Genomic DNA, 16,996 nt, shown 5'->3' on the forward strand with positions numbered 1-16,996 from the left:
TCTGACATAGGCTGTGTTCTCAGGGATCGAGAGATTCCGCCGCCCACAAGGTGGTGGGCCACAGCCAAACAGTCTTTCAGGATGTTGATTTGAACAACGCGTTGAACAATCCACGGGTGGCCCCATGAGTGCTTCCCTCGCGCGCCTGGAGCGCAAGCTCGGCTATACCTTCAAGAACCAGGACCAGATGCTCCTGGCCCTGACTCATCGCAGCTATGCCGGGCGCAACAACGAGCGCCTGGAGTTTCTGGGCGATGCCATCCTCAACTTCGTGGCCGGCGAAGCGCTGTTCGAGCGTTTTCCGCAGGCCCGCGAAGGCCAGCTCTCGCGCCTGCGCGCCCGTCTGGTCAAAGGTGAGACCCTGGCCCGCCTGGCGCGGGGCTTCGATCTGGGCGAATACCTGCGCTTGGGCTCGGGTGAGCTCAAGAGCGGTGGTTTCCGGCGGGAGTCGATCCTGGCCGATGCCCTCGAAGCGCTGATCGGGGCGATCTACCTGGACGCCGACATGGAGACCGCACGCGAACGCATCCTGGCCTGGCTGGCCGGTGAGTTCGATGGGTTGACTCTGGTCGACACCAACAAAGACCCCAAGACTCGTCTGCAGGAGTTCCTGCAGTCGCGTGCCTGCGAACTGCCACGCTATGAAGTGGTGGACATCCAGGGCGAACCGCACTGCCGTACCTTCTTCGTCGAATGCGAGGTGGTGCTGCTGAACAACAAGAGCCGTGGCCAGGGCGTGAGCCGGCGTATCGCCGAGCAGGTCGCCGCCGCTGCTGCATTGATCGCCCTTGGCGTGGAGAATGGCAATGACTGAGAACACTTCGACCCGTTGCGGCTATGTCGCGATCGTGGGTCGCCCCAACGTGGGCAAGTCCACGCTGCTCAACCACATCCTCGGCCAGAAGTTGGCGATCACCTCGCGCAAGCCGCAGACCACCCGGCACAACATGCTCGGTATCAAGACCGAGGGCGACGTGCAGGCGATCTACGTCGATACGCCCGGTATGCACAAGGCCAACGACAAGGCCTTGAACCGCTACATGAACCGCAACGCATCGGCTGCCTTGAAGGATGTCGACGTAGTCATCTTCGTGGTCGACCGGACCCGCTGGACCGACGAGGACCAACTGGTGCTCGAGCGTGTGCAGTACGTGAGCGGCCCGGTGATCCTGGCGGTCAACAAGACCGACCGCATGGATGAGAAAGCCGAGCTGATCCCGCACTTGCAGTGGCTGCAGCAGCAGTTGCCCAATGCCGAGATCGTGCCGATTTCCGCCCAGCAAGGCCACAACCTCGAAGCCTTGGAAGCGTTGATCGCCAAGCATCTGCCCGAGAACGAGCATTTCTTCCCGGAAGATCAGATCACCGACCGCAGCAGCCGCTTCCTGGCCGCGGAACTGGTGCGCGAAAAGATTATGCGCCAGCTCGGTGCTGAGCTTCCGTACCAGATCACCGTGGAGATCGAGGAATTCAAGCAGCAGGGCCATGTGCTGCATATCCATGCGTTGATCCTGGTCGAGCGTGACGGTCAGAAGAAGATCATCATTGGTGACAAGGGCGAGCGCATCAAGCGCATCGGCTCGGACGCGCGCAAGGATATGGAAGTGCTGTTCGACGCCAAGGTCATGCTCAACCTGTGGGTCAAGGTCAAAGGCGGCTGGTCCGACGATGAGCGCGCCCTGCGCTCGCTGGGCTACGGCGACCTGTAACCGCTCCAGCCAACAGACATGCTGGCTCGTACCCTGTGGGAGCGGGTTCACCCTCGAATGTGACAGTGGATTCACTGATGCAGTCGAAGGTGAGCCCGCTCCCACAGGCACATTCAACCCCCAGAGATTGCTGATGGAACAACCCGCCGGCCAGCCGGCCTACGTGCTTCACAGCCGTGCCTACAAGGAAACCAGCGCGCTGGTGGACTTCCTTACGCCCCAAGGCCGTGTACGTGCGGTGCTGCGCCGTGCCCGGGGCAAGGGCGGCAGCCTGGTCCGGCCGTTCGTGGAGCTGGAGGTGGAACTGCGTGGGCGAGGTGAGTTGAAGAACGTCGGTCGCCTGGACGGTGTCGGCATCGGCGGCTGGCTGCATGGCGATGCCTTGTTCAGCGGGCTGTACCTCAATGAGCTGCTGATGCGCCTGCTGCCTGCGGAGGCGCCGCATCCTGCGTTGTTCGAGCACTACACCTTGACGCTGCAGGCCCTGGCCGCCGGTCGGCCCCTGGAGCCGCTGCTGCGTGCCTTCGAGTGGCGCCTGTTGGACGAGTTGGGTTATGCCTTTGCCCTGACCCACGATATCAACGACGAGCCCATCGACACCCAAGGCCTGTATCGCCTGCAGGTCGATGCGGGCCTGGAGCGGGTTTACCTGGCGCAGCCTGGGTTGTTCACCGGGGCAGAGCTGCTGGCGCTGGCCGAGGCCGATTGGCAAGCCCCGGGTGCGTTGCTCGCTGCCAAGCGCTTGATGCGCCAGGCCCTGGCGGTGCACCTGGGGCCGAAGCCGCTGGTGAGTCGGGAACTGTTTCGCAAGCGTTGAGCACATCGTATGCTGTGGGGCTCAACTTTCAGGAGAGCCCTTTCGTGACTCACAGCAACCGCATGCTTCTTGGCGTCAACATCGACCACGTGGCGACCCTTCGCCAGGCCCGGGGCACCCGTTACCCAGACCCGGTCAAGGCCGCGCTGGATGCCGAGGAAGCGGGCGCCGACGGTATCACCGTGCACCTGCGTGAAGACCGCCGGCATATCCAGGAGCGCGACGTGCTGCTGCTCAAGGACGTGCTGCAGACCCGCATGAACTTCGAAATGGGCATCACCGAAGAAATGATGGCCTTTGCCGAGAAGATCCGCCCAGCGCATATCTGCCTGGTGCCTGAAACCCGCCAGGAACTGACGACCGAGGGTGGCCTGGACGTGGCTGGCCAGGAGGCGCGGATCAAGGCTGCGGTGGAGCGTCTGTCGCGCACAGGGGCTGAAGTGTCGCTGTTCATCGATCCGGACGCACGTCAGATCGAAGCCTCGCGCCGTGTCGGTGCGCCGGCGATCGAACTGCACACCGGCCGCTATGCCGATGCCGAAACCCCGAGTGAGGTGGCTGAAGAGCTGCAGCGGATCATTGACGGCGTGGCCGTGGGGGTAGGGCAGGGGCTGATCGTCAATGCCGGCCATGGCCTGCACTACCACAACGTCGAGGCGGTGGCGGCGATCAAGGGTATCAACGAACTGAACATCGGCCATGCGCTGGTGGCCCATGCGCTGTTCGTCGGTTTCAAGGCGGCGGTGGCCGAGATGAAGGCGCTGATCGTAGCGGCTTCTCGCTAATTGCCGTTCGGCTGTACTGGCCCCTTCACCGGTACAGCCCCCGTCATTGCGCTCGGAATACCAAGGTGAAGCGGGTAGGGCCAGCAGGCGTGCTGCTGGCCTCGACTCGTCCGCCATGCAACTGCATGATCGACTTCACGATTGCCAGTCCCAATCCTGTCCCACCCTCCAGCCGCGAGCGTCCGCATCCAGCGCGGTAGAAGCGTTCGAACAGGTGCGGCAAATGGCTCTCGGCTATGCCAGGTCCTGGGTTCCTCACCCCTAGGTGTATCTCATCGCCCTGGCGCTCGATCAGGACCGTCACCACCTGGTTCTCCGGGCAGTGGCGGATGGCATTGCTCAACAGGTTGGACAGCGCCCGCTGGAACATCAGGCGATCGGCCATGGCCGTTCCCCAACCCTGCAGATGCAGTTCGATCCCCTTGATCTCGGCGCTGACGGCGAACAGCTCACAGACCCGCTGCGCTTCCTGGGCCAGGGCCAGTGGCCCGAACAGGACCTGGGCCTGGGGTTGGCTGACCTGGGCGAGAAACAACATGTCGTTGATGATGCGGTTGAGGCGGGTCAACTCCTCGACACTGTCTTCCAGTGCTTCCCGATAGTGGGTGCCGTCTCGGTCTCGGGCCAGGGTGACCTGGGCCTTGCCCATCAGATTACCGATGGGCGTGCGCAGCTCATGGGCCAGATCATCGGAGAATTGCGAGAGCTGGCGTACACCCTGGTCCAGGCGATCGAGCATGACATTGATGGCCTTGGCCAGTTCGGCCAGTTCCACCGGCAAGCCTGTGTCGGGAAGGCGATGCCCCAGGTCCTGGGCCGAGACGCGCCCGGCGATCCGGCGAAAGTGACGTAAAGGGCGCAATCCCATTTGCATCAGCTTCCAGGCACTGAGGCCGATCAGTACCAGCAACAGGGGCAGGGCCAGCAAGGTCGAGTTCAGGTAGGCCTGGAGCAGGGCGTTATCGTCGGCGCGATTGAGCGACATCATCACCCGAACGGTGGTGTCGTCGCGCAGGCGCATCAGGCGGGTGGCGGTGAGGATCTGGTTATCGGCACTGTCGCGCCACTGGTGGAAGCTCAGCCGGTCGCCGACCGGCAGCGCGTTCAGGCGGGCCTCCAGTGCAGGGCCTAGGCTCAGCAGCGAGGGGTGACGACCGTCGAGTGCCAGGATGCTCAGGCTCAGGTTGTCATGGCCCATGATCACATCGAGCAAGGGATGGGCGCGGCGGGCCAGATCCTCGTTGCGTAGATCGACGCGCAGGTTGTGTTCGATCTGCAGCATCTTACGGTCCAGGTCCTTGCGGGCCCGACTGTCCAGCTCGTGCTGCAGAGCGAACACGGCCAGGCAAGCCAGCAGCAGCACCAGGGTGGCGCCCATCAGGGTCACCGACAGCCCGAGACGCAGGGACAGGCTGGCAGGTTTCATGGCCTGGCCTCGAGCACGTAACCCACGCCGCGCAGGGTGTGGATCAGTTTGTCGTCGAACGGGTCGTCGATCTTGGCCCGCAGGCGGCGGATCGACACCTCCACCACATTGGTGTCGCAATCGAAATTCATGTCCCAGACCAGCGAGATGATCTGCGTGCGCGACAACACTTCGCCGCTCTGGCGCATCAACAGGTGCAGCAGGGCGAACTCCTTGGCGGTCAGGTCGATGCGTCGGCCTGCGCGGTAGGCGCGGTGGCGGCCAGGGTCCAGTTCCAGGTCGGCGACGCGTAGGGTGCTCGGTTGCAAATGCTGGTCGTTACGCCGCAGTAGGCTGCGGATTCGAGCCAGCAATTCCGGGAACTCGAAGGGCTTGAGCAGATAGTCGTCGGCGCCCAGGTCCAGGCCTTTGACCCGGTCGTCCAGGCGGCCATGGGCCGTAAGCATCATGATCCGCGTGGCCGATTCGCTGCGCAGGCGTTGCAGTACGCCCCAGCCGTCCAGGCCGGGCAGGTTGACGTCGAGGATCACCAGGTCATAGGCCTGCTGGCGGGCCATGTGCAGCCCATCGATACCGGTAGGGGCGCAGTCGACCACGTAGCCGTTCTCGCGCAGACCCTGTTGCAGGTAATCAGCGGTACGCAGTTCGTCTTCGATGATCAGTAGGCGCATGGGAAGCTCGGTGTAATGAAAGGTGGCGATTCTCGACCCTGTAGCGAGATCAGGGTCAAGGTTGCCGATGTTACGGGATGCAACCGAGCGGAAAGCTTGAATAACGGATTTGTAATGGGCTGGAAATGTGGCTGTAAGGCGTTGCGCAAGTCTGTGCCGAAACGCCGCTCAAGTCTTGCAACACTGTAATGTCCGGCTCACCTTGGCGTTAGCTGCGCCTCGCTACGATGGCCTCGAATGACTGGTTATCACGAGGCAAACACGATGAACCTGACCCAATACTTGTTGTTGGCTGTACTCGCCCTGGGCAGTTCCGGGGCAATGGCCGAAGGCGGCGCCGAGCGTTCCAGGCAGTTCTGGGAGGCGTTCCGGCAAGACCAGCAGCGCTTGCATGGCGACAAAGAGCAAGCCGTGGTGGCGCGTGAGCGCAAGGCGAACGAGAAGGCCCGTGAATTGGCCAAGGATTGACGTGTAGCCGCCTTCGCAGGCGCTCCTCTGACGAAGGCGAGTCTGGCGCCCCTACGGGGGCGCCTTTTTTATTTGCGTGCCAGCAAGGTGGCACGACGTGGGGCCGGGAGGCCCTCGATGGTGCGGCTGTGATCCTTCGGATCGAGGAAGTCGGCCAGCGACTGGTAGCGCATCCAGTCGGTGCTGCGCTGCTCGTCCACGCTGGTGACGCTGACATCGACACAGCGCACGTCGCTGAACCCGGCACGGCGCAGCCAGCGCTCCAGGGCCGGCACCGACGGCAGGAACCAAACGTTGCGCATCTGTGCGTAGCGGTCCTCGGGCACCAGCACCTGGTGTTCGTCGCCCTCGACGACCAGGGTTTCCAGCACCAGCTCGCCACCTTTGACCAGGCAGTCCTTGAGCGCCAGCAGGTGCTCGATGGGCGAGCGTCGGTGATAGAACACGCCCATGGAGAACACGGTGTCGAAGCCTTCTAGGTTCGCTGGCAGCTCTTCCAGAGCGAAGGGCAGATGCCAGGCGGGAAGCTCTGGCAGGTACTTTTGCACGGCCTGGAACTGGCAGAAGAACAGCCAGTTGGGGTCCACGCCGATCACCATGTCGGCGCCGGCACCTAGCATGCGCCACTGGTAGTAGCCATTGCCGCAGCCGACGTCGAGCACGCGTTTGTCTTTGAGATCCAGATGTGGGCTTACCCGCGACCACTTCCAGTCAGAGCGCCATTCGGTGTCCACGTGGACGCCGAACAGGTCGAACGGCCCCTTGCGCCAGGGCGAGAGCCCCATCAACGCTTGGTGCATCCGGGCGCGGGTGGCATCGTCACAGTCGCTGTCCAGACGCAGGCCGTTTTGCAAGTCGACCTCGCTGGGCAGCAGATCCGGCAGGGCATCCAGCGCGCCGCGCCAACGATCGAGATCGCCATGGCCTTTCTCCAGCTTGGCGTGCAGTTGTGCTTGCAGGCCTTGGGACCACGTGGCAAGGGGCGTGCCCGCCAGGCGGCGGACGAGGGGAGAGAGGTCGATCATGGCAGGGCAATCAGTGAGGCGAAATTGAGGCATTGGAACCAAGGCACGACCTTGGAGAAGCCAGCGGCATGCAGGCGGTCTTTGTGGGTCTGCAGGGTGTCGGGTTTCATCACGTTTTCGATGGCGCTGCGCTTCTGGGCGATTTCCAGTTCGCTGTAGCCATTGGCACGCTTGAAGTCCAGGTGCAACTCGTTGAGCAGGTCCTGCTCCTGGTCATCGGCAAAACGCAGCTTCTCGGAGAGGACGAGCGCGCCGCCGGGCAGCAGCGCCTGGCGGATGCGACCGAGTAGTGCCAGGCGTTGGTCCGGGGCGATGAACTGCAGGGTGAAGTTCATCGCCACCACCGAGGCCGGCTCGAAGGGCAAGGCCAGGATATCGGCCTCCAGCACCTGTACCGGCAACAGCTCCTGGAACATCGAGTCCTGGGCGGTGAGGTACTGGCGGCAACGCTCGACCATGGCTGCGGAGTTGTCCACCGCGATCACCCGGCAGCCGTCGGCACGCACGTGGCGGCGCAGGGACTGGGTCACCGCGCCCAGCGACGCGCCCAGGTCGTACAGCGCGGTGTGCGGCTGGGCGAAGCGGGCGGCGAGCACGCCGAGGTTCTCGACGATGGTTGGGTAACCTGGCACCGAACGCTTGATCATGTCCGGGAACACCCGCACCACGTCCTCGTTGAAGGCAAAGTCGGGCACCTGCTCCAAGGGCTGGGCGAAGAGGCGGTCGGGTTGTTGGCTCACGGAAGTACCAGGTGGGGGTGGTAAAGAGCGTGCATTTTAGCCAACCCTGACCGTTTGCGCATCGCCTCTGGGCAGGTTCAGTCGACCGTCACGGCGCAGTCGAAGGTCTGTGCGGGGCGCACTTCGGGTGCCCAGGGTTGCTGATACACCAGAATGAGATGGCTCACGCCTTGGCCCTGGGCCTGGAAGCGCCACAAGGACTGGCCCGCACTGCCCACCACACCTGTGTCTTCTGGATCGCTGTACACCTCAGGGCCCAGGCTGCGCAGGATGTTGGCCGCCGGGTGTTGAACCAGCCAGCGGTAACCGGTGCTGGGATTGCTGGGCAAGCGCAAGGTCAATGTTTGCCCGGGCACCAGGGTGATTGGGCACTCACTGGCTTTTTCCACAACGATAGGTTCAGGGGAGGACGGGGTTTGGCTGCAGGCGCTCAATAGCCCGAGGGCCAGGGGAAACAGTGCAAGGCGAGATCTCATGAAGTCTCCTGTCTGAAAATACCAATAGATCTTGTAGGCGGAACGATTGCCATCTGATGACTCATCGGGGCGAGTCAAAGCTTTGTACCACCAAACCAGCCAGGTTTGGGTACAAGGAGAAATGTATGAGTTTCCAAAGAGCCAGCTATGAAACGCTGGCAAATGAGGCGGCCAGTCAACCTGTAGCAATGGTTACAGCCATGGCCGAGCGCGACGGTAGTAATGAGGGTGGCCTGACACTCAGCCGCGAGCACATCGTCACCATCAACCAATATGCCAACTTTGTTTTTGGTCTACCCAAGACCCCGCAAACCGTTGAGCAATGGCTGGGCTACAAGACCATCGATGAGCCTGAGCTGAAGCCCTCAGCCATGTCCAGCCTGTTTGAGGGGCTGCGTCGTCATGCCAACGTCTGGACAACACTGTCAGATCGCAGCAAGCGGCTCTCGAGCGAACTGGTAACCACCGCCAACTTGATCGATGTCGTTGGCGAGGAAATTGTTGAAGAGTGCAGTCGCCTGAGATTTCTGAAACCGCAAATGACCTGGGAGCAGGTGGCGCTCGCGAGGCCGGTCAAGCTGGGCGCCGAGGACCAGAAAGTCGTCACGCAACTGGTCGAGTACATGCAAATCCTCAACGACGATGTCAGGAACTATGCCAAGCGTGTAGACGGTGTAAAGAAAGACAGCGAAGCCTTCAGGGACACCGTTAAAAAGGAGTTGCTGCCTGCAGTCGGCAACAAGGACAAGGCGCTAAAACGCAAGAAACAAGACGGGCTGGTTGAAGCGTTGCGCACGGAACTCAAAGCCCTCGACGTCGAGATCGGCGAACTTAAACAAAGAATACGACAGGTACCTCGCCAACGGACTGAACAGCCTCGCTGGGGGGCCGCTGGGGGCTATTGTCGGCGGTGCGATCTATGGCGCCAAAGCAGAATCTGCGCGTAAGCAACGTAAAAAGTTAGAACAACAGCGCAAGGTGGTCGCAGCGAAACTGAAGGCCCGTGTGAATCTGGAAGGCCGGCTCAAGGAAATGACCCAGTTTGTGGATGATCTGGACGTGCGTCTTAACGATGTCCTGACCTCAGCCTCCCATTTGCAGACGGTCTGGGAGCGTGTCCAGGTCTACATCACCAGTTCCATCGAAGAGCTCGGAAAGATCACCGATGGCCAGCGGCTGGCGATCTTCCTGATCTTTTTCAAACGATTCCTCCGGCAGTGGAAGGAAATCGAGCGCACTTCGCTGCAACTGACAGCGGTTTTCGACAATGCCGCATCGGCACGCTAATTCATTAACGGACTATCACCATGAATGCCAAGGTTTCCTATCTGTCGCCTGCCAGCCAGCAACCAGCGCTGGACGACATTCTCTCGACGACTCGTGTTTTCCTGCTTGAGTGGCAGCAGGGCAACCTGAAGCCCTTGCCGACGTTGTATGAATCGATTGAGCGGCATGCCAAGTTTCTGGACAGCATGACCAAGCGAATAGCAACTCAAGCCCTGCGAATGGAGGCAGAGCTGCATGCAAGCGGGTTAGAGGATATCGTCGATGCGCTTGAGGACATCGGCGAAGACCCTGAGCTTCTGTTCATTGCCCAGGAAACAATCAATAAAGTGCTGTCGAATCTGACGAGTCAAATCAGTGGCGTAAAGAATGCTTCTACGGAGTTGTCGGCTTTGTCTGCCCCCAACGCCTCACGCGACGAAGCCCGTTTATTCAGGCAGCAGATGGAACTGGAAACGACCAGTGTCGCCTCGAAAGCCGAAATAGACGCCGAGTCGTCCAAGATCGAGGCACTGCATACCGCCCTCATCTCACTGAATATATGTCAGGTATCGAGGACTTTCGCGAAACGCATCGGCGTGAATTACAGCCCGACCTGGATAGGGTGATCAAAGCGCTTGATACGGTTGAAGTGCGCAAGTGCACGCTGAGATTCGAGCCGTTTTGGACAAACTGTCGGAAAGCGACTTTTGAAGAAGAAGATCGCGAGCAGCTTGGGGCTTTGTTTGACGTGCGTGATCTACAGCTGGCTGGCGTGCATGGCAATATTGAAAAACTTCATACGGCTTGGCAAGCGATAGGCTCGTATGTCGAAAGTGCACACAATCATTTGAGCAAAGTGAAACGCCAGCGAGAGCTGGCGCTTTTCATGGTGTACTTCAAAATATTCTTGGGACAGTGGAAACAGGTTGCCGTGCACGCGCAGCGATTGCGTGAGGCTTTTGCCTGAAAACAGAGGGGCCGTGGCCCCTCTGTTCGATCAAGCGAACAACACTTTCGCCACGTCGGCATAGCGCTTGGCGAAATGCACAGTCAGCCCCTCACGTAGATAGTCCGGCAGCTCTTCGAAGTCGCCGCGGTTGGCCTCTGGCAGGATCAGTTCGAAGATCTTCTGTCGCCGCGCGGCGATTACCTTCTCACGGACCCCACCAATCGGTAGCACCTGCCCGGTGAGTGTCAGTTCACCGGTCATGGCCACGCCTTTTTTCGGCGCCTGGTCCCGGGCGAGCGACAACAGGGCGCTTGCCATGGTGATGCCGGCGCTCGGCCCATCCTTGGGCGTGGCGCCCTCGGGTACGTGCAGGTGGATGAAGGCTTCGTTGAAGAAACTCGGGTCGCCACCGTACTGCTTGAGGTTCGAGCTGACATAGCTGTAGGCGATCTCGGCCGATTCCTTCATCACATCGCCCAGCTTGCCGGTGAGCTTGAAGCCACGGTTGAGGGTATGGATACGAGTGGCTTCGATCGGCAAGGTGGCACCGCCCATGCTGGTCCAGGCAAGGCCGGTGATCACGCCCTTGCCAGCGAGTACCTGCTCGCTGCGGAACACCGGCATACCAAGTGCGGCTTCCAGATCCTTCGTGCCGATCTTGAGCTTGGCCTGCGGCGTCTCGAGCAGCTTGACCACTGCCTTGCGCACCAGTTTGCCCAGCTGTTTTTCCAGCTGGCGCACCCCGGCCTCGCGTGCATACCCCTCGATCACCATGCGCAGGGCGCTGTCGCTGATGCTCAGGCTGGATTTGGCGACCCCGGCCTTGGCCAGTTGCTTGGGCCACAGGTGGCGCTTGGCGATCGCCAGTTTCTCTTCGGTGATGTAGCCGGAGAGGCGGATCACTTCCATGCGGTCGAGCAGTGGGCCGGGGATCGAGTCCAGGGTGTTGGCGGTGCACACGAACAGCACTTTGGACAAGTCCAGGCGCAGGTCCAGGTAATGATCGAGGAAGTCGACGTTCTGTTCGGGGTCGAGGGTTTCGAGCAGCGCCGAGGCCGGATCGCCTTGATAGCTCTGGCCCATCTTGTCGATCTCGTCGAGCATGATCACCGGGTTCATCACCTCGACGTCCTTCAGGGCCTGCACCAGCTTGCCCGGCTGGGCGCCGATATAGGTGCGTCGGTGGCCCTTGATCTCCGCCTCGTCGCGCATGCCGCCGACGCTGAAGCGGAAGAACGGCCGGCCGAGGCTTTCGGCGATGGACTTGCCGATACTGGTCTTGCCCACCCCGGGCGGACCGACCAGCAGGACAATGGAACCGCTGATTTCGCCTTTCCAGGCCCCAACGGCAAGGAACTCCAGGATCCGATCCTTGATGTCGTCCAGCCCGGCGTGATGCTGGTCGAGGACTTTGCGCGCATGGGTGAGGTCAAGCTTGTCTTGGCCGTAAACGCCCCAGGGCAGTGCGGTGGCCCAGTCCAGATAGTTGCGAGTGACGGCGTATTCCGGCGAACCGGTCTCGAGGATCGACAGCTTGTTCATTTCCTCGTCGATGCGCTTTTTCGCCTGCTCCGGCAGGGTCTTGCCTTCCAGGCGCTGCTGGAACTGCTCCAGGTCGGCACTACGGTCGTCTTTGGTCAGGCCCAGCTCCTGCTGGATGACCTTGAGCTGTTCCTTGAGGAAGAACTCGCGCTGGTGTTCGCCAATCTGCCGGTTGACCTCGGCGGAGATCTCGTTTTGCAGACGCGCGACCTCGACCTCCTTGCGCAGCATCGGCAGGACTTTTTCCATGCGCTTGAGTATCGGCACACAGTCGAGCACTTCCTGCAACTGCGCGCCGGTAGCCGAGGTCAGCGCGGCGGCGAAGTCGGTCAAGGGCGATGGGTCGTTGGGGCTGAAGCGGTTGAGGTAGTTCTTCAGCTCTTCGCTGTACAACGGATTGAGCGGCAGCAGCTCCTTGATCGCATTGATCAGGGCCATGCCATAGGCCTTCACCTCATCGGTGGGTTCGGCGGGTTGATGCGGGTAGTCCACTTCCACCAAGTAGGGTGGGCGATGGTGCTTGAGCCAGGTCCGGATGCGCACCCGGGTCAGGCCTTGGGCGACGAACTGCAGCTTGCCGTTCTCGCGGCTGGCGTGGTGGACCTTGACCAAGGTGCCGTACTGCGGCAGGGACGAGGTGTCGAAATGACGATGGTCTTCTGGCGGCTCGTCCAGGAAGAACAGGGCCAGGGAGTGGTGCGGGGTCTTGGCGACCAGATCCAGGGTTTCTGCCCAAGGTTCTTCATTGACGATCACCGGCAGGACCTGGGCCGGGAAGAACGGGCGGTTGTGGATCGGGATCACATAGACCTTGTCCGGCAGTTGTTGGCCGGGCAGGGCAAGGTGGTGGCCGGGGGTGGCCTTGGCGTGGAGATGTTCGACTGTTTCGTGTTCGTCTGGATGGTCCGGTAGATCCTGCTGGTCGCTCATGGGGCACCTGCGCAAATGACTATGGTGCTTAGATGGGGCGGGGGGGGATGGGTTTCAAGCTTTAAGCTTCGAGCTTCAAGCTGCAAGAAAAAAGCGGGACCTTGTCGGCCCCGCTTTCTCTTGTCGCTTGCAGCTTGCCGCTTAGTCGGCGAGCTTGTAGGCGATGATGTAGTCGCCCATCTTGGTGCCCAGCGAGCCGTGGCCGCCGGCGGTGACCAGCACGTACTGCTTGCCATCCTTGCCGGTGTAGGTCATCGGCGTGGCTTGGCCACCTGCGGGCAGGCGGGCTTTCCACAGCTCCTTGCCGTTGTGCACGTCATAGGCGCGCAGGTATTGGTCCAGGGTGCCACTGAGGAAGCCTACGCCACCTGCGGTGACGATCGAGCCACCCATGCTCGGTACACCGACCGGCAGGCCGATCGGTACCGGGGTGCTGTCACGGGTGGTGCCGTTCTTGTGCTTCCAGATCACCTTGTTGGTGAACAGGTCGATCGCCGCGACGTAACCCCAGGCCGGGGCCTGGCACGGTACGCCCAAAGGCGACATGAACGGGTGCATGATCACCGCGTAAGGCGCGCCGGTGTTCGGTTGCACGCCACTGGTCTCGCTCTCGCGCTTGCTGCCGGCGGCGACTTGCTCGCGTGGCACCATCTTCGAAACGAACGCCATGTAGTTCGGTGAGGTGAACAGCACCTGGCGAACCGGGTCGACCGACACGCTACCCCAGTTGAACACGCCAACGTTGCCTGGGTAGACCAGCGAGCCCTGCTCGGACGGCGGGGTGTACTGGCCCTCATAGCGCAGGCTGCGGAACTGGATGCGGCAGAGCATCTGATCGAACGGCGTTGCGCCCCACATGGCCTTTTCGGTCAGCTCGGGGCCGAGCAGGTTGAGGTCGGAGCGTGCCTGGGTCGGTGCGGTGTGATCGCCTTTGACGGCGCCTTGGGGGACCGGAATCTCACGGATCGGCACGATCGGCGTGCCGTCGCGACGGTCAAGCACGTACAGGCTGCCTTGCTTGGTCGGCACGATGACCGCGGGCTTGATGCCATCGTCGGTTTTCAGGTGCACCAGGGTCGGCTGGCTGCCCACGTCCATGTCCCACAGGTCGTGGTGGGTGAACTGGTAGTTCCAGCGCACTTTGCCGGTGGCCAGGTCCAGGGCGACAATACCGGCGCTGTACTTCTCGGCGCCTGGGGTACGGTCGGCGCCCCACTGGTCGGGGGTCTGGTTGCCCAGCGGCAGGTAGATCATCCCCAGGTCTTCGTCGACGCTGGCGATCGACCACATGTTGGCCGAATTGCGGCTGTAGGTCTGGCCGGCGGCAAGCGGTTTGGTGTCCTCTGGATTGTTGCTGTCCCAGTTCCACACCAGGTGGCCGTCGTGCACGTCGTAGGCGCGGATCACGCCGGACGGCTCATTGGTCGACTCGTTGTCGGTGACGTGACCGCCAATGATCACCAACTCGCGGGTAATCGCCGCTGGCGAGGTGGAGTAGTACCCGCCGGCGGTGAAGGGCCCAAGGCCGGTGGTCAGGTCGATCACGCCCTGGTTGGCGAAGCCTTCGCAGACCTTGCCGTTGTCGGCGTTGATGGCGATCAGGCGGGCGTCGGCGGTCGGCAGGTACAGGCGGCGCGGGCAGGTCTGGGCCACGATCTGGCCTGCGTCGGAGATCTTTGGCGCAGGCTTGCCGTCGCGGCTGACGTAGCGGTTTTCGTCATAGTACGAAACGCCGCGGCAGGTCATGTGTGCAAAGCCCTTGAGCGAGCCAGTCGGGCTCTTGATCTGCGGGTCGAAGCGCCAGATCTCGGCACCGGTGTCCGGATCCAGGGCCAGCAGCTTGCTGTGAGCGGTGCACGCATAGAGCATGCCGTTGACCTTCAGCGGCGTGTTCTGGTTGGTCAGCTCTACCGGGTCGTCATCGGTCGGCAGGTCACCGGTGCGGATGCGCCAGGCCTCTTCCAGGCGGTAGGCATTCTGCGGGGTGATCTGGCGCAGCGGCGAGTAGCGGTCGCCGTGTTCTGTACGGCCGTAGGCTTGCCATTCGCCGTCCGGCATGTCGGGGGCTGCGCTGCCCATTTCGCTGTTATCGCGATTGAGCGTGCCGAAGGTCTCGCCCGGGTGTGTGAACTGGCTGCCCAGGGCGCTGGCGCCGGCGGCGACCACCGCGACGGTGAGCAGCGCGGTGTTGATTTTCGACGACGGTCCGATCAGCGGACGACGTGCCCACGGCAGCAGCAGGAGGACACCGACGGCGAACCAGATCGCCAGACGTGGCACCAGTTGCCACCAGTCCAGGCCGACTTCCCACAGTGCCCAGATCGTGCTGCCCAACAGCATCAAGCCATACAGGCCCAGAGCGATGCGGCGCATGGCCAGCAGGAGGATGCCGGACAGGGCAAAGCCAATGCCGGCGATAAGGTAGTACAGGGATCCTCCCAGCTGGCTCAGCTTGATGCCGCCTGCCAGCAGGGCCAGGCCCATCAGCAACAGCAGCACGCCCAGAAGGCGCGGTAGCCAGCGGGTTCCATTCTTGGCACCGTCAGTGCTCATCGTATGTTCTCCGTAGGTCGAAGGGGTGGGTTAGAAACTGCTCTGAATTTTCAGGCCGCCGATCAGGGCGGCGTCGACCTGCGACACACCGCCTGGATGGCGGATGTATTGCAGGTTGGGTCGTACGGTGAGCCAGTCGGCCAGGTGAATGCCGTAGTAGAGCTCGGCGCTGTATTCGGTGTCCTGGACGGGCAGGTAGCCAGGGTTGTCGTAGTCGTCCAGGCCGGCGGCCTGGTTGATGAGGCGGGCATTTTTGCGATAGCCGGGATTGACGTGCACGCGGGCGAGGGCGAAACCAATGTCGTCCTTGGCGCGGGCATCGAAGGGCCCTTTGTACACCACACCTGCCTGAACATAGTTATCGATGGCATTGGTCTTCTTGTCGTGCATCGTGGCATTGGCGAACAGGCTCAGGCCGCGGGAGTGGTCCGAGGCCAGCGACGTCACTTGCTGCTGGGCACCGAGCCAGAAGCCATGCTTGCTCGAGCTGCTGCGATAGGCCTGGCCGCTCAAGGCCGCCGGCTGGCCGTTGCTGTCCTTCAGAACATCCTGTGCCTTGGCATTACTGTAGTAGTAGCCAGCGCGATATTCCCCTTCCAAGCCATTGACCCGGGGGCTCCACACCAGTTCGATCGGCATGACCGCGCCCTGGGTACCGCTGCCGCTGAGCTTGAAGCCGTTACCACTTTCAAGGTTCGAGGGGTTCTGTTCGAAGACGCCGACCTGGGCGTACAGCGAGTCGTTGAGGTTGTAGCGCACGCGCAGGGCCCATTGGCTGACCGGCCAGTTGTACCAAATGCCACCGACCCAGTTGCCCACCTGGGAACCGCAGAAGGCCAGGTTCTGGAAGTCGCACGGGAAGCTGTTGAAGTCCTCGCCTTCGCCGAAACGGCCGAATTTCACGTCCAGTGCGCCATCGAAGTACTTCTGCTTGATCCACATCTGAGTGAGTCGCCAGGTCTGGCCGCGACCCCAGACTTCCTGGGCCGAGGTGAAGCCGCCCACGCGTGGGTCGTTGATCCGGTCGTTGCTGATGTTCTGGCCATGGCGCTCGGTGATCGCCAGCTTGAATTCGGCATCGTGCCAGCCAAGGATCTTGTCCAGGTCTAGGTGGCTGGCAAAGGTGAACTGGTCGCTATAGCGCGCGGTGCGGTCGTGGTCATAGCCACCATGCAGGTTGCTGCCCATCTCGCCGGTGTAGCCGAAAGTGAAGTCGTAGCCTTTTTCCAATAGCTCGGTGCGGGTGCCGCCCCAGTCGCCAAGCATCCACGGGGAGTCGCTGGCGAACAGCTCATGGGCTGCGCTGGTGGACGACAACCCGCCCAGAATAGTGACGAGGGCGAAGCTGGAAAAACGGGTTTTGGGCAGTTGGAGCATGAGATAGCGCTATCTTTTGATTATTGAAAAAACGGCAAGCGCATCGAAGGGCGGGCCCTTCAATGGAAATGGCTGCAAGGTTCGTGGATGAAGCGTTTCAGCGTGCGGCGTGGAGGATATAGGGGAAGTTGTAAGAAAAAAAGACAAATTGTCGCAGCGGATTGTTGCTCAGAGAGTAATAGTTGGGGCAGTTCTGCAGCCTTTTGCAGGCTTCACCAGCTCCCGCGCCACCGAGGGAACTGGCTTGTCCTGGCTCCGGACC

At 61.8% G+C, this 16,996-nt stretch carries 17 protein-coding genes; 9 read left to right on the plus strand and 8 right to left on the minus strand.

Going from position 1 to position 16,996, the window contains the following annotated elements:
• Positions 1–124: 124 nt before the first annotated feature.
• The 4 genes from rnc to pdxJ all read left to right on the plus strand — a co-directional run bounded on the left by rnc (position 125) and on the right by pdxJ (position 3,311).
• Positions 125–814: a ribonuclease III gene (gene rnc, locus HMPREF3173_RS17415; RefSeq protein WP_043206471.1), complete on the plus strand. Its 690-nt coding sequence runs from the start codon at positions 125–127 to the stop codon at positions 812–814.
• Positions 807–1,709: a GTPase Era gene (gene era, locus HMPREF3173_RS17420; protein ID WP_043206472.1), complete on the plus strand. Its 903-nt coding sequence runs from the start codon at positions 807–809 to the stop codon at positions 1,707–1,709. Before rnc ends, era begins: the two co-directional genes overlap by 8 nt.
• A gap of 133 nt (positions 1,710–1,842) precedes the next feature.
• Positions 1,843–2,526, plus strand: coding sequence for a DNA repair protein RecO (gene recO, locus HMPREF3173_RS17425; protein ID WP_070574906.1), 684 nt, complete (start codon positions 1,843–1,845; stop codon positions 2,524–2,526).
• A 62-nt stretch (positions 2,527–2,588) separates the two neighbouring features.
• Complete coding sequence (gene pdxJ / locus HMPREF3173_RS17430) at positions 2,589–3,311, plus strand: pyridoxine 5'-phosphate synthase (RefSeq protein WP_371906691.1); 723 nt, start codon at positions 2,589–2,591, stop codon at positions 3,309–3,311.
• Between the two features lie 43 nt (positions 3,312–3,354).
• Here pdxJ and HMPREF3173_RS17435 read toward each other — a convergent pair whose 3' ends face one another.
• Entirely contained in the window at positions 3,355–4,737 is a 1,383-nt protein-coding gene (locus HMPREF3173_RS17435) for a heavy metal sensor histidine kinase (protein ID WP_070574912.1), read from the minus strand.
• The gene (locus HMPREF3173_RS17440; RefSeq protein ID WP_070574915.1) at positions 4,734–5,408 is read right to left on the minus strand and encodes a heavy metal response regulator transcription factor; all 675 of its coding nucleotides are present in this window, start codon (positions 5,406–5,408) and stop codon (positions 4,734–4,736) included. Before HMPREF3173_RS17440 ends, HMPREF3173_RS17435 begins: the two co-directional genes overlap by 4 nt.
• A 264-nt stretch (positions 5,409–5,672) precedes the next feature.
• Between HMPREF3173_RS17440 and HMPREF3173_RS17445 the strand changes: the two genes are divergently transcribed.
• Positions 5,673–5,876: a DUF2790 domain-containing protein gene (locus HMPREF3173_RS17445; RefSeq protein ID WP_043206477.1), complete on the plus strand. Its 204-nt coding sequence runs from the start codon at positions 5,673–5,675 to the stop codon at positions 5,874–5,876.
• 68 nt (positions 5,877–5,944) lie between these two features.
• Here the strand turns inward: HMPREF3173_RS17445 and cmoB are convergent, their stop codons facing one another.
• The 3 genes from cmoB to HMPREF3173_RS17460 form a co-directional block, all read right to left on the minus strand.
• Positions 5,945–6,901: a tRNA 5-methoxyuridine(34)/uridine 5-oxyacetic acid(34) synthase CmoB gene (gene cmoB, locus HMPREF3173_RS17450; protein ID WP_070574918.1), complete on the minus strand. Its 957-nt coding sequence runs from the start codon at positions 6,899–6,901 to the stop codon at positions 5,945–5,947.
• Positions 6,898–7,641 (minus strand): carboxy-S-adenosyl-L-methionine synthase CmoA, encoded by a 744-nt coding sequence (gene cmoA / locus HMPREF3173_RS17455; protein ID WP_070574921.1) that lies wholly within the window; start codon positions 7,639–7,641, stop codon positions 6,898–6,900. The genes cmoB and cmoA overlap by 4 nt, the downstream gene beginning before the upstream one ends.
• 77 nt (positions 7,642–7,718) lie before the next feature.
• On the minus strand, positions 7,719–8,117 hold the full coding sequence (locus tag HMPREF3173_RS17460; RefSeq protein ID WP_070574924.1) for a protease inhibitor I42 family protein: 399 nt from the start codon (positions 8,115–8,117) through the stop codon (positions 7,719–7,721).
• A gap of 125 nt (positions 8,118–8,242) precedes the next feature.
• Between HMPREF3173_RS17460 and HMPREF3173_RS17465 the strand changes: the two genes are divergently transcribed.
• The 4 genes from HMPREF3173_RS17465 to HMPREF3173_RS17480 are packed head-to-tail and all read left to right on the plus strand — an operon-like array spanning position 8,243 to position 10,350.
• On the plus strand, positions 8,243–9,064 hold the full coding sequence (locus HMPREF3173_RS17465; RefSeq protein ID WP_070574927.1) for an alpha-xenorhabdolysin family binary toxin subunit A: 822 nt from the start codon (positions 8,243–8,245) through the stop codon (positions 9,062–9,064).
• Between the two features lie 58 nt (positions 9,065–9,122).
• A complete protein-coding gene (locus tag HMPREF3173_RS25125) occupies positions 9,123–9,404 on the plus strand; it encodes a hypothetical protein (RefSeq protein ID WP_070574930.1) in 282 nt (93 codons plus the stop codon).
• A 20-nt stretch (positions 9,405–9,424) separates the two neighbouring features.
• Entirely contained in the window at positions 9,425–10,009 is a 585-nt protein-coding gene (locus tag HMPREF3173_RS17475) for a hypothetical protein (RefSeq protein WP_070574933.1), read from the plus strand.
• Positions 10,006–10,350: a hypothetical protein gene (locus HMPREF3173_RS17480; protein WP_070574935.1), complete on the plus strand. Its 345-nt coding sequence runs from the start codon at positions 10,006–10,008 to the stop codon at positions 10,348–10,350. The genes HMPREF3173_RS17475 and HMPREF3173_RS17480 overlap by 4 nt, the downstream gene beginning before the upstream one ends.
• A 30-nt stretch (positions 10,351–10,380) precedes the next feature.
• Here HMPREF3173_RS17480 and lon read toward each other — a convergent pair whose 3' ends face one another.
• The 3 genes from lon to HMPREF3173_RS17495 form a co-directional block, all read right to left on the minus strand.
• On the minus strand, positions 10,381–12,804 hold the full coding sequence (lon, locus tag HMPREF3173_RS17485; RefSeq protein ID WP_070574938.1) for an endopeptidase La: 2,424 nt from the start codon (positions 12,802–12,804) through the stop codon (positions 10,381–10,383).
• 141 nt (positions 12,805–12,945) lie between these two features.
• Positions 12,946–15,357 (minus strand): glucose/quinate/shikimate family membrane-bound PQQ-dependent dehydrogenase, encoded by a 2,412-nt coding sequence (locus HMPREF3173_RS17490; RefSeq protein WP_070574941.1) that lies wholly within the window; start codon positions 15,355–15,357, stop codon positions 12,946–12,948.
• A gap of 30 nt (positions 15,358–15,387) precedes the next feature.
• Positions 15,388–16,734, minus strand: a complete 1,347-nt coding sequence (locus tag HMPREF3173_RS17495; protein ID WP_070574944.1) for a carbohydrate porin — start codon at positions 16,732–16,734, stop codon at positions 15,388–15,390.
• Positions 16,735–16,996 lie beyond the last annotated feature (262 nt).

It is taken from the genome of Pseudomonas sp. HMSC08G10 (genome assembly GCF_001808425.1).
GTDB lineage: Bacteria > Pseudomonadota > Gammaproteobacteria > Pseudomonadales > Pseudomonadaceae > Aquipseudomonas > Aquipseudomonas guariconensis.